The 26,013-nt window shown below is 69.4% G+C and carries 30 protein-coding genes and 1 other RNA gene; 14 read left to right on the top strand and 17 right to left on the bottom strand.

The window, feature by feature from the left end; genetic code table 11:
• Positions 1 to 46: 46 nt before the first annotated feature.
• Positions 47 to 1,255, bottom strand: coding sequence for a DUF1015 family protein (locus tag AB0M47_RS14270; RefSeq protein ID WP_363412821.1), 1,209 nt, complete (start codon positions 1,253 to 1,255; stop codon positions 47 to 49).
• A gap of 25 nt (positions 1,256 to 1,280) precedes the next feature.
• On the bottom strand, positions 1,281 to 1,538 hold the full coding sequence (locus tag AB0M47_RS14265; protein ID WP_363412819.1) for a hypothetical protein: 258 nt from the start codon (positions 1,536 to 1,538) through the stop codon (positions 1,281 to 1,283).
• Between the two features lie 127 nt (positions 1,539 to 1,665).
• On the opposite strand from AB0M47_RS14265, the gene pepN reads away from it, so the two are divergent.
• Positions 1,666 to 4,212, top strand: coding sequence for an aminopeptidase N (pepN, locus tag AB0M47_RS14260; protein WP_363412831.1), 2,547 nt, complete (start codon positions 1,666 to 1,668; stop codon positions 4,210 to 4,212).
• Between the two features lie 162 nt (positions 4,213 to 4,374).
• Here pepN and AB0M47_RS14255 read toward each other — a convergent pair whose 3' ends face one another.
• Both AB0M47_RS14255 and AB0M47_RS14250 read right to left on the bottom strand, forming a co-directional pair.
• A complete protein-coding gene (locus AB0M47_RS14255; protein ID WP_253761008.1) occupies positions 4,375 to 4,767 on the bottom strand; it encodes a DUF5130 family protein in 393 nt (130 codons plus the stop codon).
• Positions 4,754 to 5,050 carry a hypothetical protein gene (locus AB0M47_RS14250; RefSeq protein WP_363412817.1) on the bottom strand — a complete coding sequence of 99 codons (297 nt, stop codon included), beginning with the start codon at positions 5,048 to 5,050 and terminating at the stop codon, positions 4,754 to 4,756. The genes AB0M47_RS14255 and AB0M47_RS14250 overlap by 14 nt, the downstream gene beginning before the upstream one ends.
• Positions 5,051 to 5,212: 162 nt before the next feature.
• Here AB0M47_RS14250 and AB0M47_RS14245 point away from each other — a divergent pair, with 162 nt between their 5' ends.
• Together AB0M47_RS14245 and AB0M47_RS14240 are read left to right on the top strand one after the other, a co-directional pair.
• Positions 5,213 to 5,722, top strand: a complete 510-nt coding sequence (locus AB0M47_RS14245) for a hypothetical protein (protein WP_363412815.1) — start codon at positions 5,213 to 5,215, stop codon at positions 5,720 to 5,722.
• On the top strand, positions 5,719 to 6,348 hold the full coding sequence (locus tag AB0M47_RS14240; RefSeq protein ID WP_363412813.1) for a class F sortase: 630 nt from the start codon (positions 5,719 to 5,721) through the stop codon (positions 6,346 to 6,348). The genes AB0M47_RS14245 and AB0M47_RS14240 overlap by 4 nt, the downstream gene beginning before the upstream one ends.
• A gap of 52 nt (positions 6,349 to 6,400) precedes the next feature.
• Here AB0M47_RS14240 and AB0M47_RS14235 read toward each other — a convergent pair whose 3' ends face one another.
• A complete protein-coding gene (locus AB0M47_RS14235; RefSeq protein ID WP_253761004.1) occupies positions 6,401 to 6,922 on the bottom strand; it encodes an HNH endonuclease in 522 nt (173 codons plus the stop codon).
• A gap of 197 nt (positions 6,923 to 7,119) precedes the next feature.
• Between AB0M47_RS14235 and AB0M47_RS14230 the strand changes: the two genes are divergently transcribed.
• From AB0M47_RS14230 to AB0M47_RS14215, 4 genes are all read left to right on the top strand, one after another.
• Positions 7,120 to 8,163, top strand: a complete 1,044-nt coding sequence (locus AB0M47_RS14230; RefSeq protein ID WP_253761003.1) for a mechanosensitive ion channel domain-containing protein — start codon at positions 7,120 to 7,122, stop codon at positions 8,161 to 8,163.
• A 160-nt stretch (positions 8,164 to 8,323) separates the two neighbouring features.
• On the top strand, positions 8,324 to 9,649 hold the full coding sequence (locus tag AB0M47_RS14225; RefSeq protein WP_363412810.1) for an MFS transporter: 1,326 nt from the start codon (positions 8,324 to 8,326) through the stop codon (positions 9,647 to 9,649).
• A 34-nt stretch (positions 9,650 to 9,683) separates the two neighbouring features.
• On the top strand, positions 9,684 to 10,064 hold the full coding sequence (locus tag AB0M47_RS14220; protein ID WP_363412829.1) for a globin: 381 nt from the start codon (positions 9,684 to 9,686) through the stop codon (positions 10,062 to 10,064).
• Between the two features lie 32 nt (positions 10,065 to 10,096).
• Entirely contained in the window at positions 10,097 to 11,350 is a 1,254-nt protein-coding gene (locus AB0M47_RS14215) for a delta-60 repeat domain-containing protein (protein ID WP_363412808.1), read from the top strand.
• Here AB0M47_RS14215 and AB0M47_RS14210 read toward each other — a convergent pair.
• The 4 genes from AB0M47_RS14210 to ettA all read right to left on the bottom strand — a co-directional run bounded on the left by AB0M47_RS14210 (position 11,347) and on the right by ettA (position 14,874).
• On the bottom strand, positions 11,347 to 11,799 hold the full coding sequence (locus tag AB0M47_RS14210; protein ID WP_253763852.1) for a YbjN domain-containing protein: 453 nt from the start codon (positions 11,797 to 11,799) through the stop codon (positions 11,347 to 11,349). The genes AB0M47_RS14215 and AB0M47_RS14210 overlap by 4 nt on opposite strands.
• 333 nt (positions 11,800 to 12,132) lie before the next feature.
• Entirely contained in the window at positions 12,133 to 12,768 is a 636-nt protein-coding gene (locus AB0M47_RS14205) for a hypothetical protein (RefSeq protein WP_363412806.1), read from the bottom strand.
• Complete coding sequence (locus AB0M47_RS14200; RefSeq protein ID WP_253760998.1) at positions 12,750 to 13,196, bottom strand: thioesterase family protein; 447 nt, start codon at positions 13,194 to 13,196, stop codon at positions 12,750 to 12,752. The genes AB0M47_RS14205 and AB0M47_RS14200 overlap by 19 nt, the downstream gene beginning before the upstream one ends.
• A 1-nt stretch (position 13,197) precedes the next feature.
• Complete coding sequence (gene ettA, locus AB0M47_RS14195) at positions 13,198 to 14,874, bottom strand: energy-dependent translational throttle protein EttA (RefSeq protein ID WP_363412804.1); 1,677 nt, start codon at positions 14,872 to 14,874, stop codon at positions 13,198 to 13,200.
• A gap of 226 nt (positions 14,875 to 15,100) precedes the next feature.
• On the opposite strand from ettA, the gene panB reads away from it, so the two are divergent.
• On the top strand, positions 15,101 to 15,937 hold the full coding sequence (gene panB / locus AB0M47_RS14190) for a 3-methyl-2-oxobutanoate hydroxymethyltransferase (RefSeq protein ID WP_363412802.1): 837 nt from the start codon (positions 15,101 to 15,103) through the stop codon (positions 15,935 to 15,937).
• Between the two features lie 58 nt (positions 15,938 to 15,995).
• Here panB and npdG read toward each other — a convergent pair whose 3' ends face one another.
• From npdG to AB0M47_RS14165, 5 genes are all read right to left on the bottom strand, one after another.
• The gene (gene npdG, locus AB0M47_RS14185; protein WP_253760995.1) at positions 15,996 to 16,688 is read right to left on the bottom strand and encodes an NADPH-dependent F420 reductase; all 693 of its coding nucleotides are present in this window, start codon (positions 16,686 to 16,688) and stop codon (positions 15,996 to 15,998) included.
• Positions 16,689 to 16,883: 195 nt separating this feature from the next.
• Positions 16,884 to 18,272, bottom strand: coding sequence for an RNB domain-containing ribonuclease (locus AB0M47_RS14180; RefSeq protein ID WP_363412800.1), 1,389 nt, complete (start codon positions 18,270 to 18,272; stop codon positions 16,884 to 16,886).
• A gap of 86 nt (positions 18,273 to 18,358) precedes the next feature.
• Complete coding sequence (locus AB0M47_RS14175; protein ID WP_363412798.1) at positions 18,359 to 19,006, bottom strand: hypothetical protein; 648 nt, start codon at positions 19,004 to 19,006, stop codon at positions 18,359 to 18,361.
• A 271-nt stretch (positions 19,007 to 19,277) separates the two neighbouring features.
• Positions 19,278 to 20,318 (bottom strand): hypothetical protein, encoded by a 1,041-nt coding sequence (locus tag AB0M47_RS14170; protein WP_363412796.1) that lies wholly within the window; start codon positions 20,316 to 20,318, stop codon positions 19,278 to 19,280.
• Positions 20,319 to 20,360: 42 nt separating this feature from the next.
• A complete protein-coding gene (locus AB0M47_RS14165) occupies positions 20,361 to 21,122 on the bottom strand; it encodes a sulfite exporter TauE/SafE family protein (RefSeq protein ID WP_363412794.1) in 762 nt (253 codons plus the stop codon).
• A gap of 137 nt (positions 21,123 to 21,259) precedes the next feature.
• Here AB0M47_RS14165 and rnpB point away from each other — a divergent pair.
• The 6 genes from rnpB (at position 21,260) to AB0M47_RS14135 (ending at position 23,774) form a co-directional block, all read left to right on the top strand.
• Positions 21,260 to 21,656, top strand: an RNA gene (gene rnpB, locus AB0M47_RS14160) — RNase P RNA component class A.
• Positions 21,657 to 21,960: 304 nt separating this feature from the next.
• Positions 21,961 to 22,425 carry a helix-turn-helix domain-containing protein gene (locus tag AB0M47_RS14155; protein WP_363412792.1) on the top strand — a complete coding sequence of 155 codons (465 nt, stop codon included), beginning with the start codon at positions 21,961 to 21,963 and terminating at the stop codon, positions 22,423 to 22,425.
• Between the two features lie 6 nt (positions 22,426 to 22,431).
• Positions 22,432 to 22,635: a PIN domain-containing protein gene (locus AB0M47_RS14150; protein ID WP_363412790.1), complete on the top strand. Its 204-nt coding sequence runs from the start codon at positions 22,432 to 22,434 to the stop codon at positions 22,633 to 22,635.
• 43 nt (positions 22,636 to 22,678) lie between these two features.
• Positions 22,679 to 22,885 carry a hypothetical protein gene (locus AB0M47_RS14145; RefSeq protein ID WP_363412788.1) on the top strand — a complete coding sequence of 69 codons (207 nt, stop codon included), beginning with the start codon at positions 22,679 to 22,681 and terminating at the stop codon, positions 22,883 to 22,885.
• Positions 22,882 to 23,121 carry a hypothetical protein gene (locus AB0M47_RS14140; protein WP_363412786.1) on the top strand — a complete coding sequence of 80 codons (240 nt, stop codon included), beginning with the start codon at positions 22,882 to 22,884 and terminating at the stop codon, positions 23,119 to 23,121. The genes AB0M47_RS14145 and AB0M47_RS14140 overlap by 4 nt, the downstream gene beginning before the upstream one ends.
• Positions 23,118 to 23,774: a class I SAM-dependent methyltransferase gene (locus tag AB0M47_RS14135; RefSeq protein WP_363412784.1), complete on the top strand. Its 657-nt coding sequence runs from the start codon at positions 23,118 to 23,120 to the stop codon at positions 23,772 to 23,774. Before AB0M47_RS14140 ends, AB0M47_RS14135 begins: the two co-directional genes overlap by 4 nt.
• Here AB0M47_RS14135 and AB0M47_RS14130 read toward each other — a convergent pair.
• Genes AB0M47_RS14130 through AB0M47_RS14120 form a run of 3 tightly spaced genes read right to left on the bottom strand, consistent with a single transcriptional unit; the run spans position 23,771 to position 25,910 of the window.
• Entirely contained in the window at positions 23,771 to 24,166 is a 396-nt protein-coding gene (locus tag AB0M47_RS14130; RefSeq protein WP_363412782.1) for a DUF4259 domain-containing protein, read from the bottom strand. The genes AB0M47_RS14135 and AB0M47_RS14130 overlap by 4 nt on opposite strands.
• A 34-nt stretch (positions 24,167 to 24,200) precedes the next feature.
• Positions 24,201 to 25,454, bottom strand: a complete 1,254-nt coding sequence (locus AB0M47_RS14125; RefSeq protein ID WP_363412780.1) for an RNA polymerase sigma factor — start codon at positions 25,452 to 25,454, stop codon at positions 24,201 to 24,203.
• A 27-nt stretch (positions 25,455 to 25,481) separates the two neighbouring features.
• The gene (locus AB0M47_RS14120; protein WP_253760977.1) at positions 25,482 to 25,910 is read right to left on the bottom strand and encodes a YciI family protein; all 429 of its coding nucleotides are present in this window, start codon (positions 25,908 to 25,910) and stop codon (positions 25,482 to 25,484) included.
• Positions 25,911 to 26,013: the final 103 nt, after the last annotated feature.

The raw sequence follows: 26,013 nt of genomic DNA, 5'->3' as shown, positions 1-26,013 counted from the left end.
GTCGAATCTTGTCCCAAGATTCGACCCACAACCCTGATCCGGAGCGCTAGGAGAGCTGGGCGGTGACGAGGCCGGCGCGGGCTTTCGGGGTGAACCAGGTGGACTTGCGCGGGAGCTTCTCCCGGGCGAGGTTCACGGCCACGAAGTCGGCCACGGTCACGGGTGCGATCAGGATCGCGAGGGCGGCGCGGCCCGCGTCGACTTCGCCGGCGAGCCAGTCGGCCGGATAGTCGCCGCCGACGTAGGTGATCCGCTTGTCGCCGGGGTCGAGGGCCAGCGCCTCGCTGAAGACCAGCCGCTCGACCAGGGCGTGGTCGAGGTTCTCCACGTCGGGCACGCCGGCCGACGGGGGCAACACGATGCTCCAGTGGCCGCTTTGTGCGTACAAGTGGATGGTGCCGCGAGTGGCCGGGACCGTGACCGGGCCGCTGAGCGCGGTGACCGTGGCGCCGGTCTTCTCCAGCGTCGAGACCAGCTCGTTCGGCGGCAGCGGGAGGTCCGCGAGCAGACGGTTGTAGGGCTGGATGGCCACGGACGCCGGGGTGGTCACGACTGCGAGGAACCGCGGCAGCTCGCCGACCTGGGCCGCGAGAGACCGGTGGTTGCCGTCCGCGACGACCAGCTCGCCGCCACCCGCGAGGCCTGCGAGACTCGCGGCCAGGGGGTCGGTCCCGCTCACCGGCCAGATTTCGTGGGTACGCCCAGCGGGGTCGACGTCGCTGGCGGCGGACGGACCGAGATCCGCGACGGCGGCGGCGAGTGCGGCGTGCAGTTCGTCGCCCCGGGCGGTCTGGAGGAGCAGGACCGGGCTGAGCAGGTGGCCGACGGCCTGGAAGAGCGCGACGCGTTCCTTGACCTTGGCGAGGAAGACGTCTTCGTTGCGGATGACCAGGCCGGGCTCGTCGGCGCTGGTCGAGATCTGGTCGGTGTCGACCATCGCCCAGAGGCCGTAGCCGACCGCACCGTCGGGGGCGGTGATCCGGTAGACCACGACTACCTCGTCGGCCGAGCTGAGCGCGCCGGACTCCTGCAGGGCGGCGAGCCGGCGCTGCGCGGCCGGCAGCGCGTCGAGGAAGCTGCTGCCCAGGGAGTCGGGGGCCAGGTGGGGCATCTCGATCGCCAGCGCGCTGGCCGGGTCGGCCTCGATGATCGCGGTGATCTCGGCGTCGTCGGCGAACTCGTCGTAGTTCTGCGCTCCGGTGTTGCCGGTGGGCGTGGCGAGCCAGGCGCGAGAGATCGGGTGCACAACCGTCATGGTGCTCGAAAATACCGCTGCCGGCTCAAGCCGGGGCGAGCGCCCCGGCCAGGTCTCGCCACGTGGGCACGTAATGCGGGATGCGCTGGGCGAGGGCCTCGCTCGCGCGGTGGCGGCCGTTGCCCAGGTGGGCACGGACGACGATCGGCGGGGCGAGCAGATCGACCAGTTCGGGGTCGGCCCACTGGCCGGGGCGGACGTCGAAGTGGAGGGTGCCACGGCAGGCGGCCACCTCGGCCGGGTGGACCCGCAGCGTCCAAGGCGCGGCATTGTTTTCAGCCATGTATTGCTCAACGACAGAGGGCCACGTTGGCCACACGCTCCGGTGTTAGGGTCCAGGAAACGATGGGTGCTTACCCACAGCGTTGACTTCCTACTTATTCGACTAAGGAGTTGCCCCCGTGGCAGGAGTGCGCAACCTCACCCAGGCGGAGGCGGTCGAGCGAGCCCGTCTGCTGACGGTGGGCACGTACGACATCACGATCGATCTCACCGACGGCTCCGGCAATCCCGGAGACGGAACCTTCCGGACTGTCACCGAGGTCGCCTTCGACTGCGCCGAACCCGGCGCGCAGACCTTCATCGAGCTCGCCGCCCGGTCGGTACGCAGCGCGACGCTCAACGGCTCGCCGGTCGACGTCTCCGGCTGGTCCGACAGCACCGGCCTGGTCCTGACCGGTCTCGCCGCGCAGAACCGGCTCGTCGTCGACGCCGACTTCGACTACTCGACCTCCGGCCAGGGTCTGCACCGCGCGGTGGACCCGGTCGACAAGGAGGTCTACCTCTACAGCCAGTTCGAGACGCAGGACGCCCAGAAGGCGTACGCGTGCTTCGACCAGCCCGACCTCAAGGCGACCTACACCTGGCACGTGACCGCCCCGGCGCATTGGAAGGTCGTCTCCAACTCGGTCGTCGACCGGGTCGAGAAGACCGACGCCGGCGCGCAGGTCGTGCACTTCGCCCAGTCGGCCAAGATGAGCACCTACGTGACCGCGCTCTGCGCCGGCCCCTACCACGAGGTACGCGACGAGCACGACGGCATCGACCTGGGCATCTTCTGCCGCCAGAGCATGGCGCAGTACCTCGACCCGGACGACATCTTCCTGCTCACCAAGCAGGGCTTCGACTTCTTCCACCAGCAGTTCGGCGTGCGCTACCCGCTGCCGAAGTACGACCAGCTGATCGTCCCGGAGTTCAACGCCGGCGCGATGGAGAACTTCGGCTGCATCACCAACGCCGAGACCTGGTTCATCTTCCGGTCGGCCGTCACCGACTACGAGAAGGAGCAGCGCGCCAACACGATCCTGCACGAGATGGCGCACATGTGGTTCGGCGATCTGGTCACCATGCGCTGGTGGGACGACCTGTGGCTGAACGAGTCGTTCGCGGAGTGGGCCTCGCACTGGGCCAACACCGAGAACACCCGGTTCGTCGACGCCTGGACGACGTTCCTGTCGATCCGCAAGAACTGGGGCTACCGCCAGGACCAGATGTCGTCGACCCACCCCGTCTACTGCGAGATGCCCGACGTCGCGGCGGTCGAGGTCAACTTCGACGGCATCACGTACGCCAAGGGCGCGTCGGTCATCAAGCAGCTCGTCGCGTACGTCGGGATCGACGCGTTCGTCACGGGGCTGCGGGCGTACTTCGCCAAGCACGCCTGGTCGAACGCCACGTTCACCGATCTGCTGACCGAGTTGGAGACGGCCTCGGGTCGGGAGCTGACCGACTTCGCCGACCAGTGGCTGAAGACGGCCCAGGTCAACACCCTGACCCCGGTCGTCGAGATCGCGACGGACGGCACCTACGAGTCGGTCGTCGTGCGGCAGTCCGCTCCGGACAGCCACCCCGTCCTGCGTACGCACCGGATCGGGGTCGGCCTCTACGACCTGGCCGACGGCAAGCTCGTCCGCCGGGACGTGCTCGAGGTGGACGTCGCGGGGGCGTCGACGACGATCTCCGCGCTGGCCGGCGTACGCGCCGCCGACGTGCTCGTGCTCAACGAGGGCGACTACTCCTACCTGAAGCTGCGGCTGGACGACCGGTCCCTGGAGACCGTCGTCAACCACATCGGCGGCTTCGAGTCGTCGCTGACCCGCGCGCTGTGCTGGACGGCGACCTGGGACATGGTCCGGGACGCCGAACTGGCCGCGCGGGACTACCTCACCCAGGTCGTCTCGGGTCTGCCGGTCGAGACCGACTCGTCGCTCGTCACCGCGACGCTCAACCAGCTGCGGACGGCGTTGACGTTCTACGCCGACCCGGCGTGGGCGCCCGAGGGCTGGGCGCGCCTGGCCGCGACGGCTCGCGAGGTCGTCGCCTCGGCCGAACCGGGCAGTGGTACGCAGCTCATCTGGGCGCGTACGTTCATCGGGGCGGCCCGGCAGCCGGCGGAAGCCGCCGTGCTCAAGGGCTGGCTGGACGGCGACGGCGTACCGGAGGGGTTGACCATCACGGGCGAACTGCGGTGGCAGCTCGTCCAGGCGCTCTCCGCGCTCGGGGTGCTCACCGGCGACGACATCCAGAACGAGCACGCCGCCGACCAGACGGCCAGCGGTGACAAGGAGTCGGCGACGGCGTACGCCCTCCAGCCGGACCCGGCGGTGAAGGCCGAGGTCTGGGCCGAGCTGACCGGCGACGCCGAGCCGGCCAACTGGCGTTCCCGGGCGCTGCTGCTCGGCTTCCAGCACTCCACGCAGATCGAGCTGACCAAGCCGTACGCCCAGAAGTACCTGGACGTGGCGGCGGAGATCTGGGCGAAGCGCGACAGCGAGCCGGCGCAGGAGTTCCTCGTCCTCGGGTACCCGGCGATGCAGGTGAGCCCGGAGACGGTGGCGGCCACCGAGGCGTGGCTGGCGCAGGACGGGCACCCGGCCCCGCTGCGGCGGCTCATCGCCGAGGGCAAGGACTCCGTCGAGCGGGCACTGGCCGCTCGGGCGTGCGACACCGCCGCCTGACGCACTTACGCGTCGGCGGCCCGCGCCGCCGACGCGCCTGCGACAGCTGCAGATCAGGGTTACGCAGGCCAGTTCCGGCCGCGGAAGGATGCGTAACCGTCATCTGCGGGAAATACGAGAACGGCCCCGCTCACACGAGCGGGGCCGTTTGAGTGTGTTGAGTTACGAGCGGCCGGCGAGGTTCACCAGCATCGCGAGCCCGCTGATGAAGCCGCCCGCGAGGTCGCCGCCGTTGAACGCGGCGGCCATCGAGAACGCCGCGAGCTTGCAGTCGCGGTCGTGCAGCCGCTTGCGCGCCTGCTCCCCGGTCACGATCTCCAGCTGGCGCTGCTCCGGCGAGGCCGCCAGGAGTACCGAGCGGGCCGGTTCGGCGAGTTCGCCGTGCAGCTTCTCGGCCGCTTCGCGGACGGGCTCGTCGAGGCGTCCGCAGTAGATGCTGAACGAGAGGCCGGTCGTCTGGTCGGCCTGCTTCAGCGCCTCGTCGAGGCGGAGCAGCTGCCGGGTCGTGAACGGACCGTCGGCCGGCGGGGTCTGGGTGTCGTCACCAGCGGTCACTTGCGCCTCCCGTCACGCCGGGTGCCGTGGCCGTCGCGGCCGTGGCCAGCTCGCTGCCGGTCGCCGCAGGCAACGCCGCCTGCGCGTGCTCACCGGACTCCTCGCCGGACCCGTGGGCCGAGGAGGTGAACCAGACCGGCGCCGAGTCGAAGGACCGGCCCGGCCGGTAGCGCTTGGCACGACTCTTGCCGCTTCCGGCGTACACGAGAGCCGCGACCACCACGATCACGGCGAGTGGCGCCACGACGAAGGTGAGAACGGTCTGCGCAATATCCAAGATCAACGCCCCCCAATAAAGGCGTCCAACAGGACGGTGGACCTCCTAAAGCTAAACCTACCGGCGATCACCCAGCGTGGCGGGGTACGCCGAGAAATCCCGCCAATCTCGTAAAGCGGTTACGAATCTCTGTAAGGATGACGAGCAGGACATACGAGAGGAATCGCCATGAGGGCTGTTCTGTCCCGCCTAGCCGTGGGAGGCGCCGCGTTGCTCGCCGGAGCCGCGACACTCCTGTTGGGACCGGCGGTGCCGGCCCATGCCGACACCGTCTTCATCGAGGTGAACCCGTCGACCATCCTCGCCGGATACCAGGTGGCGTTGCGCGGTAGCTGTGGCGCGAACCCGAACGCCGCGAAGGCCACCTCCAGCGCGTTCGGCACGGTCACGCTGACCCCGGAGAAGGGGTTCCTCATCGGATCCGCGACCATCCCGTCGGACAAGAAGCCCGCCGGGTACTCGGTCAAACTGACCTGTGCCAGCGGCAGCACCGCGACCACGACCGTCTGGGTGATCAGCGCCTCGTCGACGCCGACCAAGGGCCCGAACACCGGCGGTGGTTATCTTGCTCACGGTGGTGGCGGCACCGGCCTGCTCGCCGGTGGCCTCGCCGCGGTGGCGGCCGGTGGCGCGCTGGCCTTCTGGACGGCCCGCCGGCGGCGTGAAGTCCGGCAGTGAACCGCCGGACCGGCCGGTGGACAGGGTGGCTGGCCGGTCTGCTCGTGCTCGCCGGGATCTTCTGCGCGGGTGTCGGGCTGGGCCAGGCCACCGGTGCGTTCTCACTGCCTGACCTGTTCGGCGCGGGCACCAAGGCCCCGCCGGGCGAGTTCCCCGTGCTCGGGCCGAGCCGGCCGACCCGGATCGTGATCCCGTCGATCGGCGTCCGGGCCACCGTGCACGGCGTCGGCCGGGATCGGGACGGCGCCATCGCCGTCCCCTCGCTGTCGCTCACCAATGAGGCCGGGTGGTTCACCGAAGGGCCGAGTCCTGGTCAGTACGGCCCGGCCATTCTGGTCGGCCACGTGGACACCCACGACCGCCCGGCGGTCTTCCACAAGCTCGGGGATCTCAAGGCAGGCGCGCGCATCCAGATCACCCGGCGAGATCGGAACGTCGCGGTCTTCGAGGTCAACTCCGTCGAGACCTTCCGCAAGTCGGACCTGCCGGCCAAGCGCGTCTACACCGACTACTCCCGGCCCGGCCTACGGCTCATCACCTGCGGCGGCTCGTGGGTGGGCGGAGACCTCGGCTACGCGAGCAACGTCATCGTCTTCGCCTCGCTCATCGAGGTCCACAAGGCATGAAACAAGGGGTACGCCGGTGGGCGTACCCCTTGTTGGTAAGTCGGAAGGCAGGTCAGAGGGCTGGGGCCAGCCACTCCTCCCACCTCGGGTCGGGGGCCCGGTGACCGAGCACCCGCCATGCGGCGCCGCGTGGGGCGGCGGGCTGGGCGGGCAGCCGCCAGCCGAGCTCGGCCAGCGTCTTGTCGCCCTTGGAGTGGTTGCACTTGGCGCAGGCCGCCACGACGTTCTCCCAGTGATGGCCGCCGCCTTTGGACTTCGGCATCACGTGGTCGATCGTCTCGGCCGGGCCGAGGCAGTAGACGCAGCGACCGCCGTCGCGGGCGAAGATCGCCCGGCGGGACAGGCCGACATGCGTCCGGTAAGGCACGCGCACGTAGCGCTGAAGCCTTATCACCAAAGGGATCGGCAGGGCCCGGCGGGTGCTGTGGAGCACGCCGTCGCCGTCGGCGACACAGACGGCTTTGCCGGACAGGATCAGGATCGCGGCGCGTCGAACAGTGACGACACACAAGGGCTCATAAGTCGCGTTCAGGACCAGTGCTGCTGAGCTCTTCATGTGTCGTATGTCAGGCATCGCCGTCACCCTTCTCGCGCCGTTGTCGTTCCCCCGGCCGGGGGGCCTGTGACAATCGTGACCGACGGATGTGCTAAACGCACGACCTTTTTCGACTTCGGGCGAAGAATTCACCGCCATGTAGCCCAACGCGTCGGAAATGCCGGAAATTACCGGCGGACTGGATCTCTCAGCCGACCGTGCTGTACTAACGTCTCGTGACCGCGCTACTCCTTCAATTCCTCGCCGATGCCACCCCCTCCCCGACGCCCACGGTCGACTGCGACGGCGACAGCGCCTGCATGCAGTTCTACGACTGGTTCAAGAACGCGAAGGTGGCCGAGGCGAGCCTGTGGGTGATCAAGCCGGCCCGCATCGTGCTGATCGTGGTGCTGGCCCTGATCCTCCGCGCGGTCCTGCACCGGACGATCACGCGGATGACCGACCGGGCGGGCGAGGGCAAGATCCCCACGATCCTGCGCCCGCTGCGGGAGAAGCTGCCCTCCTCGCTGACCGAGCCGACGTCGCTGTTCCCCGAACGGCGACGCCAGCGGGCGGCGGCGATCGGCTCGGTGCTGCGCAGCTTCGTCACCGTCACGGTCTTCTCCATCGCCGGGCTGATGGTCCTGGCCGAGTTGGGCATCAACCTGACACCGCTGGTGGCGGGTCTCGGCATCGTCGGCGCCGCGCTCGGCTTCGGCGCGCAGTCGTTGGTCAAGGACCTCATCGCCGGGCTGTTCATGTTGCTGGAGGACCAGTACGGCGTGGGCGACACGGTCGACGTGGGCGACGTCGTCGGCGTCGTCGAGGCGGTCGGGCTGCGTACCATCACGATCCGCGACGGTCAGGGCATCGTCTGGTATGTCCGCAACGGCGAGATCATCCGAGTCGGCAACAAGAGCCAGGGGCACGCCGTCGCCATCGTCGATCTGCCGATCGGCTTCGCCGGCGTGGACGAGGCGGTGAGCGTACTGCGGACGGCGCTGCTGCGGTTCGCCGAGGATCCGGCGTACGCCGACGACTTCCTGGAGCCGCCGGAGGTGGCCGGGATCGAGGCGGTGACCGTCGACGGCGCGACCGTCCGCGTGATCGCCAAGACCACCAACGACACCCATGCCCGTATCCTGCGCGAGCTGCGCCGCCGGATGACCGAGGCGCTGGAGAGCTCCGGCATCGCGGCCACCATCGCGGCGTCCCGGGGGCTGCGCCCCAGCACTCCTGGTGACGGGGAGAACGGCGTACGCGGTCCGGCCCCGGTATAGGCCGGGTACCGGTGGACGTCATCCGTGGGGACTAGCCAAGCCTCAGCTATTCGGGCAGAATCGGGACTCATAGCACCACAGGAACGTCGTTCGTCGCCCAAATTGCGACGCGGTGACCGACCCATATGCACCGCCGTTCGCGAAAACTGGAGGCTCCACGGTGTCCCGGACCACCCCCGAGGATGGCGCGCGGAAAGCACCCGCACAGGATGAACGCTCTGCGACTTATCGCGAGGTGCTGGCCGGCGGCGAATATCGGACGGTCTTCACGGCGAACATGCTCTCCCTCGTCGGGGACTATTTCGCCAAAGCGGCGATCACTGCGCTCGTCTTCAGCCAGACGGGGTCGCCCGGTCTCTCGGCGGTCGCCTTCGCGCTGAGCTACGCACCGTGGCTGATCGCCGGACCGGTGCTGGCCACCCTCGCCGAGCGGTACGCGTACCGCAACGTGATGATCCTGTGCGACGTGGCCCGGATGTGCCTGGTGGCGCTGGTCGCCGTCCCTGGGATGCCGCTGTGGGGCATGCTGGTGCTGCTCTTCCTGGCCTCGCTCGCCAGCCCGCCCGCGCAGGCGGCCCGGTCGGCGCTGCTGCCCCAGATCCTGCCGGGCGACCAGCTGCCGGTCGGCACCGCGCTGAACCTCACCGCCGGCCAGATCGCCCAGGTCGGCGGCTATCTCGTCGGCGGCCTCCTGGCGGCGGTCAGCCCGCGGGGGGCGCTGATGTTCGACGCGGCCACGTTCGCCGCCTCGGCCCTGCTCCTGACCCTCTGGGTCACCGCCCGCCCGCCGATCGTCGTCTCCGGGCAGCACCACCTGATCCGGGAGACCGGCGAGGGCTTCCGGATGGTGTTCAGCTCCACCACGATGCGGTCGATCGCGCTGCTGGTGTTCAGCGCCATGCTCTTCACGACGGTCCCGGAGGGTCTGGGCGCGGCCTGGGCCAACCAGCTGGACGGCGTCTCCACCGCCAACCGGGGCCTCTGGCAGGGCCTGATCATGATGTCCTCGCCGGTCGGCGCCGCCCTCGGCGCGCTGATCCTGACCCGGGCGCTCAGCCCGGCCCGGCGGCGTCGCCTGTTGCTGCCCTTCTCGCTGGCCATCCCGGCGGTCCTGATCCCGTCCCTGCTGCAGCCCGGCCTGCTCGGCGTCTGCCTGATGTCGGCGCTCTGCGGCTTCTTCGCGGCAGGCATGCTGCCGACGGCGAACGCCCTGTTCGTCCGGGTGCTGCCGGAGGGTTACCGCGCACGGGCCTTCGGCGTCATGCAGATGGGCCTCCAGCTCTGCCAGGGCGGCGGCATCATCGCGGCCGGCATGCTCTCCAACTGGCACCTGCGGGTGCCCACCGCGATCGGGCTGTGGAGTGTTCTCGGTCTCATCCTCATCGTGACCGTCGCGGCGACCTGGCCCAGCCGGGAGCTGTTCGACCGGGCGCTGGCCGAGGCCGCCCCGAAGCCGAGCACCGCCCAGCCGGTCGCCGCCGCCTGATCTTGATGTGCCGTCCGGCGAACCGCCTGGCAAGATTGAGGGCGTGACGGTCAGCCTGTACGAACAGTTCGGCGGCGAGCCGACCTTCCGGAAGCTGGTGGACGCCTTCTACGCCGGGGTCGCCGACGACCCGCTGCTCCGCCCGATGTACCCGGAGGAGGACCTCGGCCCGGCGCGCGACCGGCTCACCAAGTTCCTGGTCCAGTACTGGGGCGGGCCGACGACGTACTCGGACGAGCGCGGGCATCCGCGGCTCCGCATACGCCACGCGCCCTTCACGGTGGACGCCGAGGCTCGTGACGCCTGGCTCAAGCACATGCGGGTGGCAGTCGACTCGCTGGGCCTGGAGCCGGAGCTTGAGCAGACCCTGTGGGACTACCTGGAGCGGGCTGCCTACTTCATGGTGAATAGCTGAGCCGCTCGGTACGCCTCGCTCGTTAACGGTGCATGAGACGTCGGCTTTTCCTCGCTTTCGCCGCACTTCTGACGTTGTTGACCGGTTCGAGCTTCTCGCCCGCCGAGGGCGCGGACTACCAGCCGGTCGTGGCGACCAACCCGGTCGACTGGACGCCGCACATCCGCGACGGCGCGGTGCACGCGATGACCGTCGTCGGCGACGTCGCCGTGGTCGGCGGTGAGTTCAGCGAGGTCGGCAGCGCCGACGGGGGGACCGGCTACGAGCGCGGGAACCTCATGGCGTTCAGCCTCACCAACGGGCGCGTACTGCCGTTTCAGGCCGATCTGGACGGACCGGTGTGGGCGCTGGCTCCCGGGCCGGACAACAGCGTCCTGGTCGGCGGTGCCTTCGACAAGGTGAACGGGGTCACGAACCCCGGTCTGGCCCGGCTCGACCTCGCCACCGGGCGGCCGTCGGCCGGCTTCGACGCCTGGGTCGCCGGCGACGTACGCGCGATCGCCGTGCGAGGCGGGTGGGCGTACGTGGGCGGGTGGTTCGACTATGCCGACGACGTCGCCCGGACGGCGCTGGCCCGGATCGACGCGCGTACGGGTGCGCTGGACCGGTCGTTCGACGCGAAGCTGCGCGCGCCCGAGATCGGCCGGGCGAAGGTCGAGGGCCTGGCGATCAGTCCGGCCGGCGACCGGCTGGCCGTCATCGGCGCGCTGACCCAGGCGCTCGGGCAGAAACGCGTACAGGTGGCGCTGCTGGACATCTCGCGGCCGGCGGTGCGGTTGGCCGACTGGAGCACCGACGCGTACAACCCCCGCTGCCGGCGGCAGTTCGACACGTATATGCGCGACGTCGACTTCTCCCCCGACGGCGAGTACTTCGTCATCGTGACGACCGGCCGGATGTCAGCTCCCGATCTGCTGTGCGACACCGCCGCCCGGTTCGAGACGTACGCCTCCGGCGACCGCGAGCCGACCTGGGTCAACCACACCGGCGGCGATTCGCTGTACGCCGTCGCGATCACCGGCACCGCGATCTACGTGGGCGGGCATCAGCGCTGGCTGGACAACCCCTACGGGCACGAGGACGCCGGGTTCGGGGCGGTCAGCCGGCCGGGCGTCGCCGCGATCGATCCCGACTCGGGCAAGGCGATGTCGTGGAACCCCACGCGCAGCCGCGGCGAGGGACTCCGCGCGTTCGTCGTATGCAAGCAGGGCCTGCTCGTCGGGTCGGACACCGACCAGCTCGGCCGCGAATACCACGGCCGCATCGGGCTATTTCCGACGCGCTAGATGAGGGCGGCTTCCGAGTGCAGCCAGTCGACGAACTCGGTGGCCACCGACGCTCCGCACTCGACCAGTTCGACCAGCAGGGCGTCGTGCGCCCCGGCGTTCAACGGAACCTGCGTCTCGGCGTAGATGGGCAGCTGCCCGCCGTCGGTCGGATCCCCCACGTACGCCTTGGCGAACCGGTTGACGTGGTTCCACTCGTTGACCGCCCGGTACGCCCGGTCGGCGAAGTCGAGCGGGACGGTGGCGTGCGGTCTGGCCCGGATGACCAGGATCTCGTCATCGGGACCCTCCATTGTGTACAGCAGCGCGTGCCGCTCCCACATCGCGAGGAGGTTGCCGAAGCCGTCGGAGAGATATCGGACATCGAGGAGGTTTAACGCGGTCGCGATCCGGGAAAGCGTGACCGGAGAGACGGCGCCGGGCGCCGGACCGAGGTCCAGTGTGGACAGGTCGTCCGGGACGGCGAACGCGTTCCGGCCGAGATCCTCGCACGCGGCAGCCCGCAGCGACGACTCGTGATCCCCCGTGTGATGGCGCAACGAACGACTTGGTGTAAACCATGACGCAACTGACCACCACGGCATTGCTCGCGCTCCTCTATGGATCCGAACGGTTACCTTGCGTGTGATCCCGAGGCTGAACGTTACCTGGAAGTACGACTTCTGGCAGCCCCCCAACCGCATCCACGATCCGTTCGGTTCAGCGATGATGGGCCGAATGGCCGATGGTGCAACGTAGTCGCGTAAGGGCTGGCGAGGGGCGCAGCGAAATCGCGACAGCCTCTACAAGGGGCGTAGCGTCGGCGCGGACGGCCGATACCAGGCGACACCGGCCGGTGTGGACAACCCGATCCACGGACCGGCCACCAGCACGTCGACCCCGTCGACAGTCGCGGTCACGTCACGAGTCGCCGGATCTACGTCATCAGCGTCGAGCAGCCCCATCCGCGTGACGGCCTGCACGAGCCGTTGCGGTATCTCGATCGGCCGCCCGGACCAGTCCGCGACGTCGACGGTGACCGTCACGGCGACATGATCGAGCAACGCGTCGCGCAGTCGCCGGGAGCCCACCGCTTGGCCGCCGACGCCACCGGTGGACGCCTGGCGCAGGGTCTCCGCCGCGGCTCGGGCGATATCGCGTACCACTTGGGCGGGAAGGACCTCGACGGATTCGGCGGCCGCCGACGGGAGCGGCCACCGCCACTCGCTGTCGCGCACGCGCGGATGCGCGGCCCCGGCGAGCAGCTCAGCCACCGCGAAGGTGCGGTCCGCCGAGGTGAAACCAGGAATGGTCCGCGTGACCAGTACGCCCCACGGCAGCATGCCCCACAGCGCGACCTGGTTGGGCCCGGCCGGCCGGACACGGACCAGAGCTTGCGGGTCGAACCGGGCGAGCCGGGCTAGGAAGCGGAGATCCATGGCCGCAGGAACTCCTGCTCGGGATCGGAGAGCCGGCGCGGGCGGCCCTTGTCCAGGTCGAACGGGACCAGGATCGAGCGCGCCCGGCTGGCCAGCACGTCGCCGTCGAACAGCTCGTAGCAGACGGTGAACCGGGACGGCCGCAGTTCGTCGATCCACATCTCGATCCGGACCGGATCGCCGTAGTCCACCGGCCGGAGGTAGTCCACCTCGTGCCGGGAGACCACGACGCCTTCCTCGAATGTGGACAGCCCGGCCGACCGGGCGCCCACGAACATCATCGCGACCCGCGCCTCCTCATACAGCGTGAGGAACCGCGCGTTGTTGACGTGCCCGTAGGCGTCCAGGTCGGACCAGCGCAGGCTGACGTGGTAGACGAAGCGTGCCGGGGAACGCTTGCGTGAGCCGCCAGATTCGTACTCGGACAAGTCAGTCCCGGGTGAGCTTGCGGTGCGTGACCCGGTGCGGGCGAGCCGCCTCGACGCCGAGCCGATCGACCTTGTTCTTCTCGTACGCGTCGAAGTTGCCCTCGAACCAGAACCACTGCGCCTCGTCCTCGTCGTCGCCCTCCCAGGCGAGGATGTGCGTGGCGACCCGGTCGAGGAACATCCGGTCGTGGGAGATGACGACGGCGCAGCCGGGGAAGTCCAGCAGCGCGTTCTCCAGGCTGGAGAGGGTCTCGACGTCGAGGTCGTTGGTGGGCTCGTCGAGCAGCAGGACGTTGCCGCCGATCTTCAGCGTCAGCGCCAGGTTGAGCCGGTTCCGCTCGCCACCCGACAGGACGTTGACCGGCTTCTGCTGGTCCGGGCCCTTGAAGCCGAACGCGGCGACGTACGCCCGCGAGGGCATCTCGACCTTGCCGACCATCAGGTGGTCGAGTCCGTCCGAGACGACCTCCCAGACCGTCTTGGTGCCCTCCAGCCCGGCCCGGTTCTGGTCCACGTAGGACAGCGACACCGTCTCGCCGACCTTCACCGAACCGTCGTCCGGCTTCTCGATGCCGACGATCGTCTTGAAGAGCGTGGTCTTGCCGACGCCGTTCGGGCCGATGATGCCGACGATGCCGTTACGCGGCAGGGAGAACGACAGCCCGTCGATGAGCACCCGGTCGCCGAACCCCTTGACCAGGTCCTTGGCCTCGATGACCGTGTTGCCCAGACGGGGGCCCGGCGGGATCTGGATCTCCTCGAAGTCGAGCTTGCGGGTCTTCTCCGCCTCGGCCGCCATCTCCTCGTACCGGTCGAGCCGGGCCCGGGACTTGGTCTGGCGGGCCTTCGCGTTGGACCGGACCCACTCCAGCTCGTTCTCGAGCCGTCGCTTCATCTTGGCGTCCTTGCGGCCCTCCACCGCGAGCCGGGCCGCCTTCTTCTCCAGGTAGGTGGAGTAGTTGCCCTCGTAGGGGTAGGTGCGGCCGCGGTCCAGCTCGAGGATCCACTGCGCGACGTTGTCCAGGAAGTACCGGTCGTGGGTGATCGCGATGACCGTGCCCGGGTACTTCGCGAGGTGCTGCTCCAGCCAGTTCACGCTCTCGGCGTCGAGGTGGTTGGTGGGCTCGTCGAGCAGCAGCAGGTCGGGCGCCTCCAGCAGCAGCTTGCAGAGCGCGACCCGGCGCTTCTCACCACCGGACAGCGGGCCGACCGGGGCGTCGGCCGGCGGGCAGCGCAGCGCGTCCATCGCCTGCTCCAGCTTGGAGTCCAGGTCCCAGGCGTCGGCGTGGTCCAGCTCCTCCTGCAGCTGGCCCATCTCGGCCATCAGCTCGTCGGAGTAGTCGGTCGCCATCAGCTCGGCGATCTCGTTGAACCGGGCGAGCTTGGACTTGGTGTCGGCCACCGCCAGCTCGATGTTCTCCAGGACGGTCTTGGACTCGTCGAGCCGGGGCTCCTGAGCCACCATGCCGACCGTGTAGCCGGGCATGAGGCGAGCCTCGCCGTTGCTCGGCATGTCCAGCCCGGCCATGATCTTGAGCAGGCTCGACTTACCGGCGCCGTTCGGGCCGACGACACCGATCTTGGCCCCGGGCAGGAAGTTCAGCGTGACGTTGTCGAGCACGACCTTGTCACCGTGCGCCTTGCGCGCCTTCTCCAGCACGTAGATGAACTGAGCCACGGTCGGGCCAACCCCCTGGGAATCGGATCGGATATCCCGTCAATCTTTCCACGCGCCCCCGGCCTGTCGTTCGCGGGGCCGTTGGGCCTGACCCGCCGCGTAGCAGACGGGCGGATGGCCTGTGAGATGTTGCACGAAGGTTAACCGCGGCGCTGGGCAAAGTGGGACGATCACCTCATCCGGGGACCGCACCTCGCGGCCTCGAGACACACCTATGGAGACGCCGATGTCCCAGTCAGAAATCCCGTCGCTCTACGGCGGGCCGGCCACCAAGCGCGTACGCACTCGCGACCTGCTGCTGGCGAAGGAACGCGGGGAGAAGTGGGCCATGCTCACCTCCTACGACCAGTACACCGCCGCCCTGTTCGACACCGCCGGGATCCCCGTCCTGCTGGTCGGCGACTCGGCCGCCAACAACGTCTTCGGCTACGAGACCACGCTGCCCGTGACCGTCGACGAACTGCTCCCCCTGGTCCGCGCGGTGACGCGGGCCACCAAGCGCGCCCTCGTCGTCGGCGACCTGCCGTTCGGCTCCTACGAGGAAGGCCCCACCCAGGCGCTGCGTACGGGCGTACGGTTCCTCAAGGAGGGCGGCTGCCACGCCGTCAAGCTCGAAGGCGGCCGGCGCAGCGCCGCCGCGATCGAGGCGCTCACGCAGGCCGGCGTACCGGTCATGGCCCACATCGGGTTCACCCCGCAAAGCGAGCACGTCCTCGGCGGCTATCGCGTACAGGGCCGGGGTGCGGCGGCTGAGCAGATCCTGGCCGACGCCCGCGCCGTCGCCGAGGCGGGAGCCTTCTCCGTCGTCCTGGAGATGGTCCCGGGCGAGGTCGCCAAGCAGGTCACCCATGAGCTGGACATCCCCACGATCGGGATCGGCGCCGGGCCCGACTGCGACGGCCAGGTGCTGGTCTGGCAGGACATGGCCGGGCTGCGGACCGGGCCGGCACCGCGCTTCGTCAAGCGGTACGCCGACCTGAACACCGTTCTCACCGACGCGGTCCGCCAGTACGCCGAGGACGTCCGGGGCGGAGTGTTCCCCGCGTCCGAACACACTTTCTAATCGCACTGGTAGCGAAAGGCGACCGCCGGAAGGACGGCCGCCTTTCTCACACGTCGGTTCAGACGTCGGTGACGCGAATTCCCGCGTGCGACTTGTAGCGCTTGTTGATGGCGATCAGATTGGCGGTGAACGCCTCGACCTGATGCGCATTCCGGAGGCGGCCGGCGTACACCCCGCGCATGCCGGGAATGCGATTCGCCAGCGCCTGCACGACGGCGACCTTCTCCCGGTCCTCGCCCAGCACCAGGACGTCGAGCTGCATCGCGTCGACCTCGGGGTCGGCCAGCAACGAGGCGCTCACGTGGTGGAAGGCGGCGCAGACGGTCGAGTCCGGCAGCAGTCCCGCCGCCTGCTCGGCCGCACTCCCCTCCGGTACGCGCAGCGCGTACGGCCCCTGCTTGTCGAAGCCGAGCGGGTTGACGCAGTCCACGACGAGCTTGCCGGCCAGCGGCTCGCGCAGCGAGGTCAGCAGGTCGCCGTGGCCGTCCCACGGCACGGCCACGATCACGACGTCGGAGCCGGCCGCGACCGCCGCGTTGTCGGCGCCCGTCACGTCCGCCGACCCGCCCGCCAGCTCGCGGATCTCCGCGGCGGACGCGTTCGCCCGCTCCGCCGACCGGGAGCCGATCACGATGCGCTGGCCCGCCCGGGCGAGCCGGTACGCCAGCCCGCGACCCTGGTCGCCGGTGCCGCCGAGGATGCCGACCGTCAGACCGGAGACGTCGGGGAGAGAGATCGCGTCGAGAGCCATGCGTCCGACCCTACCGGCGGGTATCTCCTCCACTCCAGAGATTCCCGCCCACATCACTCCGCCCCACGCTCCCCCTCGCCCGGCTTCGGCGGGGAAACGTGCGGATCACGGTTACGCCTGCCTCCGGAGCCCGCGATGGCATGCGTAACCGTGATCCGCAGCGAAAGGGCGCTGCGAAAGAAACGGGAGCCGCTGTCAGGCGGCGGCGGCGAAGCGGACCAGCCGCTTGACCGGGTCGGCGTCGGTGAGCCGAACGCGTACGCGCTCGCCTGGCGTCAGCTCCCCGGTGCAGCGGGCGCGTACGGGCGGGTCGTCGAGCGCGATCTGGTCGTCGTCGACCACGGCCGCCTCGAAGACCTCGCCCACCCGGTCCTTGAGCAGCAGCGCCTCGGCCAGGTCGATCGCACCCCGGTCGGCGGCGGACGCGACCCGCCCCGTCTCGGCCATCACCTCGGGCAGCTTCGGCAGGGCCGCCCGGATGTCGTCCGGCACGGCCCGGTTCTCGAAGATCGCCAGGGCGGCCTCGGTGGCGTACCGGTCGGCCAGGCGGCGCAGCGGGGCCGTCACGTGGGCGTACGCCCCGGCGACGCCGCCGTGGTCGGTCTGCTCCGGGCGTACGCCGTCGAACGCGGTGTAGCCCGCGCCGCGCAGCGTCTCGGCGGTCTGGTCGACGAACGCGGCCGCCCGGGGGTTCTTCGGGTCGAGTCCGGCGAGGACCCGGCCGACGCTGATCCCGTCGGGCCAGTCGATCCCGAGCCCGGCCGCGGCCGTACGCAGTTTGGCCAGCGCCTCCGGCGTCGGATAGGGCATCGTCCGCAGCAGCCCGATCCCGCCCTTGAGCATCAGCTGGGCCGCCGCCATGCCGGTGAGCAGCGAGATCTGCGCGTTCCACTCCTCCACCACGAGCGGCGGGCGCAGCTCGAGCCGGAATCCCGACTTCGACACCACGACGTCCTGCTCGGGCATCGGCAGGTTGATCGCCCCGCGCTGGAGTCCCTGCTCGACGAGCAGCCGGCCGATCTCGGGCAGCAGGGCGATCGGCTCGGGCAGGTTCCCCTTGTCCACCTCGCGCTGCACATTCGCGTACGCCAGCTTCGCACGGCTCCGGACCCGGGCTCGCTCGACGCGTACGCCCTCGGTGACGCCGCTGGAGTCGAGGTCGATCGTCCACACGACGGCGGCCCGTACCTGCTCGGGCAGGAGGCTGGCCGCGCCCTCGCTCAGCACGACGGGATGCAGCGGCACATTGCCGTCGGGCAGATACACGGTCTGCCCCCGTTTCCAGGTCTCGGCTTCCAGGGCGCCCCCGATGGGCACCGCGCTCAGGACGTCGGCGATGGCGTACGACACCTGAAAACCGGAACCGCGGCGCCGCAGGCAGACCGCCTGATCGAGGTCCCGCGAACCGGGCGGGTCGAGGGTGACGAACTCGACGTCGGTCCGGTCGAGCGCGGGGAGTCTGGGCGCGGCCGCGGCGGCCTGCGCCTCGGCCTGGGCCGGAGCCGGGAACGAGTCCGGCAGGTGAAGCTCCCCGCGCAGCGGCCCGAAGTCGATGGCGGAGGCGAAAACGCGTCGGGTGACCACGGCACATTCCTACCAGTGCCGTGCACCCGACGCGGGTCGAGACATGCTTCGGGCCGCCGGCCGTGCATCCGGCGGCCCGACGGACGTCAGCGCATACGCGAGGTCGTCCGCTTCGCGGTCGTCTTCTTCGCCGCCGTCTTCTTGGCCGTGGTCTTCTTGGCCGCCGGACGCGTCGTCTTCTTCGCCGCGGTCGTCTTCTTCGCCGCCGGACGCGTGGTCTTCTTCGCGGCCGTCGTCTTCTTCGCCGTGGCCTTCTTGGCCGCGGTCGTCTTCTTCGCCGCCGCCGTGGTCCGCTTGGCGGTGGTCTTCTTGGCCGCGGTGGTCTTCTTCGCCGCCGCGGTCGTCTTCTTCGCCGTCGCCTTCTTGGCGGCGGTGGTCTTCTTCGCGGCCGTCGTCTTCTTCGCCGCCGGACGCGTGGTCTTCTTAGCCGCCGCCTTCTTCGCGGCGGTCGTCTTCTTCGCCGCCGGGCGCGTCGACTTCTTCACGGCCGCGGTCACACGCTTCGCCGTGGTCTTCTTCGCGGCCACCGTCTTCTTGGCGGTGGTCTTCTTCGCCGTCGCCTTCTTCGCGGCGGCCGCGGTGGTCTTCTTCGCCGTCGCCTTCTTGGCGGCGGTGGTCTTCTTCGCAGCGGACTTCTTGACCGCTGCGGCGCGGCCGGCCGGCGCCTTGGCCGCCGTCTTCTTGGCGGTGGTCTTCTTCGCCGCCGGTCGGGTGGCCTTCCTAGCTTCGGCCATCTCTCCTCCTTACGGATGCGTCCGACAGGCCCTTCGCCCGCTGCGGACGTTTGTGCAACCTCGGCACTTTTGCCGCTGTTGCTCAACGTCACTATGCATCGCAATTCGGCCATGAGTGCGTATTTCAGCGAAAAATCGGAGAATTCTTTTCTCCGGCGATGATGGACGGACAGTCGAATGACCACTCACACCATTCGGCGTACGCGGCGAAAAGCACTGCGGCAGCACGGAATCAGCCTTCGGCCGTCGACAAGGGAGGCCGAAAGAGGCATCACCCGACGAGGGTGGCCTCGGTCGTGGCGGGCTCGTCCCGACGCGCCGCCGAAACGTCACGCGGGCGGGTGAGCAACGCCAGACTCAGCCCCGCGAGACTACAGAGCGCGACGACTCCGGCCCACAGTTCCACGGTCCAGCCGATGCCTACACCCACCTCGACGCCGATCAGCTGCCCGCTCCAGATCGCGAGCGGAGCGAGCGCGCCCAGCACGAGCCAGCGGTCCCAGGGCCACGGCAGGACGGCGAGCGCGACGTCGGCCACCACCGCGCCGAGGATCGCGCCCACGATCGGCTCCGGATAGGCGAATTCGGTGAACGCCGCGCCGCCGATCGCCACCACCGCGGTCACCGCCGTCAGCACGCCGAGCGGCGGGCGCGCCAGGAACCGGCGCAGGAGGAGAATCGCCACGACGATCGCGGCGGTGTTCGCGAGATACCCGCCGAACCCGAGCACCGCGCTGCCCTCGTTCGCCCCGTTCGGGACGTAGAGCTGCGACGCCCGCGGCCACTGGAACACCTCCAGATAACTCAGGAAGAAGGCGCCTGCCCCCGCGATCGACGCGGTGGACAAGGCGATCGCGGCGACACCCGGCCACCGCCCCGTGAAGTCGCGCGCCGCGGCCACCGCCGGCGCCGAGAACACCAGCATCCCGCCCACGAGCAGGACCAGATGCGTCGGGCTCAGGAGCGCGTCCACGCCCGTCTCCACGCCGAAAAGCGTGTGCCACAGCATGTCGCCCGCGCCACCGGCCGCGAAGATCGCCACCCCCACGATCCCCGACTTGTACGCCTTAGGCAGCGCACGCCACCAGGCCACCGCGCCGGCGGAGCGACCGCCGAGGCGTACCCCGAGCAGGATGAGCCAGGCCGCGCTGAGCACGAAGCCGGAATAGAGCACGGCGTGCCACGGCGTGAAGAAGGTCTCCAGGCCGGGCCGGTTCGCATGCGCCCACCCGTCCAGATGCAGGCCGGCGATGGCGACGAGACTCAACGAAGCGGCGATCAGGTGGTCGCGATCGGAGGCCGAAGTAGACATGGCACCGCCCTTCTCCTTCGACGATGGTAGATCGCAGCGGCCTTAGAAGGCGCGCACGAACAACACGACCGCGATGAGAACGGCGTACGCGACGATGCCCGCGCGCAGAATCCGCTGCGGAATCCGGCGGGCGATCCGCGCTCCGGCGTACCCGCCCGCGATCGTCGCCGGGGCGAGGAGGGCGACCGCGGTCCACTCGACATCCGCGAAGACCGCGAAGTACGCGATCGTCACGAGCCCCTCGGCGGCGGAGACCACGTTCTTCATCGCCGTGATCTGCCGCAGCGACCCCGAGACGAGCAGCCCCAACACCGCCACCAGCATCACGCCGAGCGCCGCCCCGAAGTACCCGCCGTACACACACCCCAGCCCGACCAGTCCGTGCAGCGCGAACGCTCGTTTCCGCGTACTCATCTGATGGGGATGACCCACCAGGGCCTTGAGCCGATCCTGGAACGCGAGCACGGCGGCCGCCGCGAGCACCAGAAACGGAACCACCCGCTCGAACGCCTCCGCCGACGTGACGAGCAGCAGCGCGCAGCCGGTGGCCGTGCCGAGCGCGATCGTCGGGAGCAGGCGCACCAACGTACGCCGTTCCCCGCCGACGTCCCGCCAGCTCCCCGCGACGCTCGCGAGATAGCCCGGACAGACCGCCACAGAATTCGTGACGTTCGCGATTTTCGGCGGCAAACCGGTCGCGATCAGCGCCGGGAAACTGATGAGCGAACCACCGCCCGCCGCGGCGTTGACCGCACCCGCGCCGAACCCGGCCGCCAGCAACACCGCAACCTGATGCGCCTGCACCTACGCCTCCCCAGGCCCCCGCTCTCTTGCTTATCGCGCGATCATGAACTTACCGTCTTGATCGGCCGGTGTGTCGTGTCCGAGGGTCCCTGATCGACTCCGCGCGAGCCTGATCAGTATCCTTGTCGTACGACGGACGAGTCGGCCGGGCGGTCGCGTTATCACTGCGGGCCCGCGGTGATGCCGAGGAACGTCCGGACTCCACAGGGCAGGGTGGTTGTTAACGGCAACCCGGGGCGACCCGCGGGAAAGTGCCACAGAAAACAGACCGCCCGACTCCATCGGAGATCGGGTAAGGGTGAAACGGTGGGGTAAGAGCCCACCAGCACCCCGGGTGACCGGGGTGGCTCGGTAAACCCCACCCGGAGCAAGGCCAAGAGGGACCTCCGGGTCCTGCGCAGGCGTTCGAGGGCTGCCCGCCCAAGCCTGCGGGTAGGCCGCTGGAGCGCACCGGCGACGGTGCGCCGAGATGGATGGCCGCCGCGCCCTCCTCGGAGGGCGGCACAAAATCCGGCGTACAGGCCGACTCGTCCGTCGCACCTCACCGCCACCTCGTGGCAGGGCGCCGACCGCAGAGATTCGCGCTCGCCAACCCCAACTCAGCGGAACTGCATGATCAGGGTCATTTCCATGTCGCCATAGCGACGCGAAAATGACCCTGATCATGGTGCGATCCGTCTCCAGCAATTGCGCCGCAGGTCAGCTACTGGGCGCGCCAGATGAACTCGACGGCGAGTACGTCTCCACCTCATAGCGCACGTCCCGATCCTGCCAGGCCGAGCAAACGCGTGCAGAGCATCCGGCTTTCGTTTCTTTCGAATTGAGCTAAGCTAGCAGAATGACGATCGCCGTACCCGACCTGACCGTGCTGCCACCGGCGGAACCGTTGGACGAACTGGTGGACATGCTTCGCCGGCTCGACTCCGATCGGCCCGCGGAGCTCGTGGGACCCGACGGCGTACGCCTCCGGCTGCCGACTCCGGTTTACGAGGTGCTTCGCGAAGTCGTCCAGGCGATGGCTCGTGGTCAGGCGGTCACGATCGCGCCGCACAATCAGCGTCTGACGACGCAGGAGGCGGCCGACCTTCTGGGGGTATCTCGACCGACGCTCGTCAAGATGCTTGACGACGGTCTCATTCCCTTCGAGCAGCCTGGCCGCCATCGGCGCGTACTACTCCGGGACGTCCTTGCTTTCCAGGAGGCCCGCCGATCCGCGCGTGAGGCCGCATTGGACGAGTTGATCGAGGCGTCTGAGGAAGCTGACGGTTACCGCAACACCACCGGCCCGAAGCGGACCCGGTGACCGGAGATGACGCTCTCGGTCCTCCTCGACACGTGCGTCCTCTTCCCGATGTATCTCCGTGACAGCCTGCTCAGGCTCGCGGCTGCGGACTTGTATCGGCCACATTGGTCACCTCAGATCCTCGCGGAACTGCACCGAGTCTTGAGCCCACCACTTTTTGCACGGCTTGCTGACGGCGCTGGAGAACACTGGTGCCACAACCTTCGCTGACGAAGCCCGGCGCCTCATTCCCTGACGGGCCTGCGGTCTGATCATGGGCGGAAAGACGACGGCGCGGGGTGCGCGGGTCGGCTTAGATTGCGGCATGGCCGACGAGACGATCTGGGTCGTGTGGCGTCAGGACGACAACGGCAACCGTTACGAGGTCGCGCGCCACGCCACGCGCGAGGCTGCCGAGGCGCAGGCGGCCGAGTTGGAGGCTCGGGGGCACAAGCAGGTCTACTGGGTGGCGAAGCGATGACGCCGGGCGAGGCTGTGGGCGCGTTGCGGCGCGGGGTCCCCATCCAGCAGGGCGTCGCCGCCGGCTCGTGGGTCGGGATCGAGTCCGTCGGCGAGATCTTCGAGATCCGCTTGTACGCCGAAAGCACCCCCGACGGCGTAATCCTGGGTGAGGGCGCCGATCCGGTCGAGGTGCTGGTGACGGCCGAGCGTCTCGCGGGCGCTTCGCGGGCCGGCTGGTCGGCGGCGGAGCTGTGAGCCGGCTGCTGGACGCGGCCGCGCTGGAGGCGTCGTCGGTGGTCGCCAACAACGCGATGAACCGGGAACGTGGCCTGGCCGGGGTGAACAGCTATACGCGGGATCTCGGGTTCGACCCGGTGGCGTACCTGGCGTCGACGGGCGGCTCGTCGTGGCTGGATCTGTGCTGTGGCCGGGGCCGGGCGCTGATCGAGGCGTCGGCGGGGTTCGCCGGCCGGATCGTCGGGGTGGATCTGGTGGACTTCTTCGACCCGGTGCCGCCGGGGCGGTCGAATCTGCGTCTGACGGTCGCGTCGTTGCACGAGTGGCAGCCCGACGGCGCGTTCGATCTGATCACTTGTGTGCATGGGCTGCACTACGTCGGCGACAAGCTGGGCGTACTGCGGCGGGCGGTGGGCTGGCTGGCGCCGGGTGGCCGGTTCGCCGCGAATCTCGATCTGGCGAGCGTCAAGGGGGTGCCTGGGGTGGCCCGCGCGCTGCGTGGCTGCGGCTTGACCTATGACGCTCGCCGGAAGTTGATCGGCTGTGCGGGGCCGGTCGCGGTCGAGCTGCCGTACGAGTATCAGGGCGCCGACGACGAGGCCGGGCCCAACTACACCGGCCAGCCCGCCGTCGACTCCTACTACCGGCTGGCCGGAGGGGACGAAAGCTAGCCGGCGAGGGCGGCGCGGAGTTCGCGTACGACGTCGAAGGCTTCGTCTCCGTTGCCGTCCCACATCTCACGCCATTCGGACTCGTCGCCGACGACCCGGTCCAAGGCGCGTACGGCGAGGTCGCGGAGCGACTCCGGGAAGTCCAGTTCCTCGTCGTCGGCGAACATCTCCGGGGCGTACGCCGTCATGCCGGGTTGCTGGGAGGCGACGACCGCGGCGGCTGCCACGGCTTCGGCGGCTTCCGGGTATTCGAGGTAGTCGTCCCAGTCGACGACCGCCGTCAGGGTTTCGGCGATGATGTCCGACCACTCCGCCGGGTCGGCTTCGAAGAGGTCTTCCAGCCAGTCGGAGGCGTCGTCGTTGTCGTATGGTCCGGCGTCCCAGGTTCCCATGAGCGCGAGTATGGCACTGCGCGTCGCGGACTGGTCAAGGAAGGGAGTGTGCCCGTTCAAGCAGCAGGACACGCTCGGACTCGTTGCGGGTCAGCGTCGCGGCGCGCTCGAACTCGGCGCGGGCTTCGGCTGTGCGGCCGAGCTTCGCCAGCAGGTCGCCCCGAACGCTCGGCAACAAGTGGTACGCCGACAGCGCGGGTTCGTCGGCGAGCGCGTCGACCAGTTTGAGCGCGGCTTCGGGGCCGGACGCCATGCCGACCGCGACCGCCCGGTTGAGTTCGACCACTGGGGACGGGGTGAGTTCGCCGAGCAGTTCGTAGAGCCGCACCATCTGCGCCCAGTCGGTGTCCTCGGCGGTGGCGGCGCGGGCGTGGCAGGCGGCGATCGAGGCCTGGAGGGTGTACGGGCCGACCGGTTCGCCGATCGCGAAGGCGCGGTCGAGGGCGATGAGCCCACGCCGGATCAGGATGCGGTCCCAGAGCGTGCGGTTCTGGTCGAGCAGCAGCACGGGCCGGCCGTCGCGGCCGACGCGGGCGCGCAGGCGCGAGGCTTGGATCTCCATCAGCGACACCAGGCCGTGGACCTCGGGTTCGCCCGAGACGAGTTCGGCGAGGATGCGGCCCAGACGCAGCGCTTCCTCGCACAGCGTCGGGCGTATCCAGTTCTTTCCGGTGGTCGCGGCGTAGCCCTCGTTGAAGATGGCGTAGACGACTTCGAGGACTGAGGGCAGGCGTTCGGAGAGTTCCGCGCCCCGTGGCGCCTCGAACGGGATCTCCTTCTGCGCCAGTGTCTTCTTGGCCCGGGTGATGCGTTGGGCCACGGTCGTCTCCGGCACCAGGTACGCCCGCGCGATCTCGTCGGTGGTGAGCCCGCCGAGCAGGCGCAGCGTGAGGGCGACCCGGGCTTCGGGGGAGAGCACCGGATGGCAGGCGGTGAAGACCAGGCTGAGCAGGTTGTCGCCGATGTCGTCGTCGAGCGCGGCGTCCACTTCCGCCTCGAACGACTCGGTGTGGTCTTCGAGGTCGCGGCCCAGTTCGGCGACCTTGCGTGTCAGCGTCTCCTGCCGCCGCAGATGGTCGACCGCGCGCCGCTTGGCGATCAGCATGAGCCAGGCGCCCGGATTATCCGGTACGCCTGACTCCGGCCACTGTTCGAGGGCGGCGACCACCGCATCCTGGGCGAGTTCCTCGGCCAGGCCGACGTCGCGGACGACACGGGCCAGTCCGGCGATGATCCGGGCGGACTCGATCCGCCAGACGGCGTCCACCGCCCGTTGCGCTGCCGACACCGCCCAATGAGAGCAGCCCTGCCGCCGTTACTGCAAGCCGCTACGCTGCCGGGCGTCCTGCTCCTGGAGCTCCGGGCTGATCTGCCCGTCGAACTCCTCGTTCTCGAAGACCTGCCGGATCTCGATCTCCGCGACCTGGTCGTCCGAGGTGCCCTGGGACGCCGGCATCCGCTTGACCCACTCGACGGCCTCGTCCATCGACTTGACCTGCCACAGCCAGAAGCCCGCGATCAGCTCCTTGGCCTCGGCGAACGGGCCGTCGACGACCGTCGCCTTGCCGGCCTTGAAGGTGACCCGGGCGCCTTTGACGCTCGGGTGCAGGCCCTCACCGGCGAGCATCACGCCCGCCTTGATCAGCTCCTCGTTGTATTTGATCATCGAACCGACGACCTCGTCGCCGGGCAGCACCCCCGCTTCGGCATTCTCATCGGACTTGATGATCACCATGACTCGCATCTCGATCTCCCTTCCTCGCCTACATGTCGAACGAACACCGTCGCCTACGCGTCGAACGAGCACCGTCACCTACCCGTCGAACGAACGCTGTCACCTATACGTC

The sequence above is a fragment of the Hamadaea sp. NPDC051192 genome (assembly GCF_040682475.1).
In the GTDB taxonomy this organism is placed as follows: domain Bacteria; phylum Actinomycetota; class Actinomycetes; order Mycobacteriales; family Micromonosporaceae; genus Hamadaea; species Hamadaea flava.
This window is presented reverse-complemented; position numbering and strand designations above follow the sequence as displayed.

What these genes read in the sequence shown, in the direction of transcription:
- panB (WP_363412802.1), top strand. Translation starts at nt 15,101, where the DNA reads ATGTCCCAGTCAGAAATCCCGTCGCTCTACGGCGGGCCGGCCACCAAG.
- AB0M47_RS14170 (WP_363412796.1), bottom strand. Translation starts at nt 20,318, where the DNA reads ATGTCTACTTCGGCCTCCGATCGCGACCACCTGATCGCCGCTTCGTTG.
- AB0M47_RS14120 (WP_253760977.1), bottom strand. Translation starts at nt 25,910, where the DNA reads ATGCGAGTCATGGTGATCATCAAGTCCGATGAGAATGCCGAAGCGGGG.
- AB0M47_RS14130 (WP_363412782.1), bottom strand. Translation starts at nt 24,166, where the DNA reads ATGGGAACCTGGGACGCCGGACCATACGACAACGACGACGCCTCCGAC.
- AB0M47_RS14215 (WP_363412808.1), top strand. Translation starts at nt 10,097, where the DNA reads ATGAGACGTCGGCTTTTCCTCGCTTTCGCCGCACTTCTGACGTTGTTG.
- npdG (WP_253760995.1), bottom strand. Translation starts at nt 16,688, where the DNA reads ATGGCTCTCGACGCGATCTCTCTCCCCGACGTCTCCGGTCTGACGGTC.
- AB0M47_RS14175 (WP_363412798.1), bottom strand. Translation starts at nt 19,006, where the DNA reads ATGGCCGAAGCTAGGAAGGCCACCCGACCGGCGGCGAAGAAGACCACC.
- AB0M47_RS14145 (WP_363412788.1), top strand. Translation starts at nt 22,679, where the DNA reads ATGGGCGGAAAGACGACGGCGCGGGGTGCGCGGGTCGGCTTAGATTGC.
- AB0M47_RS14205 (WP_363412806.1), bottom strand. Translation starts at nt 12,768, where the DNA reads ATGGATCTCCGCTTCCTAGCCCGGCTCGCCCGGTTCGACCCGCAAGCT.
- AB0M47_RS14265 (WP_363412819.1), bottom strand. Translation starts at nt 1,538, where the DNA reads ATGGCTGAAAACAATGCCGCGCCTTGGACGCTGCGGGTCCACCCGGCC.
- AB0M47_RS14270 (WP_363412821.1), bottom strand. Translation starts at nt 1,255, where the DNA reads ATGACGGTTGTGCACCCGATCTCTCGCGCCTGGCTCGCCACGCCCACC.
- AB0M47_RS14155 (WP_363412792.1), top strand. Translation starts at nt 21,961, where the DNA reads ATGACGATCGCCGTACCCGACCTGACCGTGCTGCCACCGGCGGAACCG.
- AB0M47_RS14150 (WP_363412790.1), top strand. Translation starts at nt 22,432, where the DNA reads ATGACGCTCTCGGTCCTCCTCGACACGTGCGTCCTCTTCCCGATGTAT.
- AB0M47_RS14235 (WP_253761004.1), bottom strand. Translation starts at nt 6,922, where the DNA reads ATGCCTGACATACGACACATGAAGAGCTCAGCAGCACTGGTCCTGAAC.
- AB0M47_RS14140 (WP_363412786.1), top strand. Translation starts at nt 22,882, where the DNA reads ATGACGCCGGGCGAGGCTGTGGGCGCGTTGCGGCGCGGGGTCCCCATC.
- AB0M47_RS14245 (WP_363412815.1), top strand. Translation starts at nt 5,213, where the DNA reads ATGAGGGCTGTTCTGTCCCGCCTAGCCGTGGGAGGCGCCGCGTTGCTC.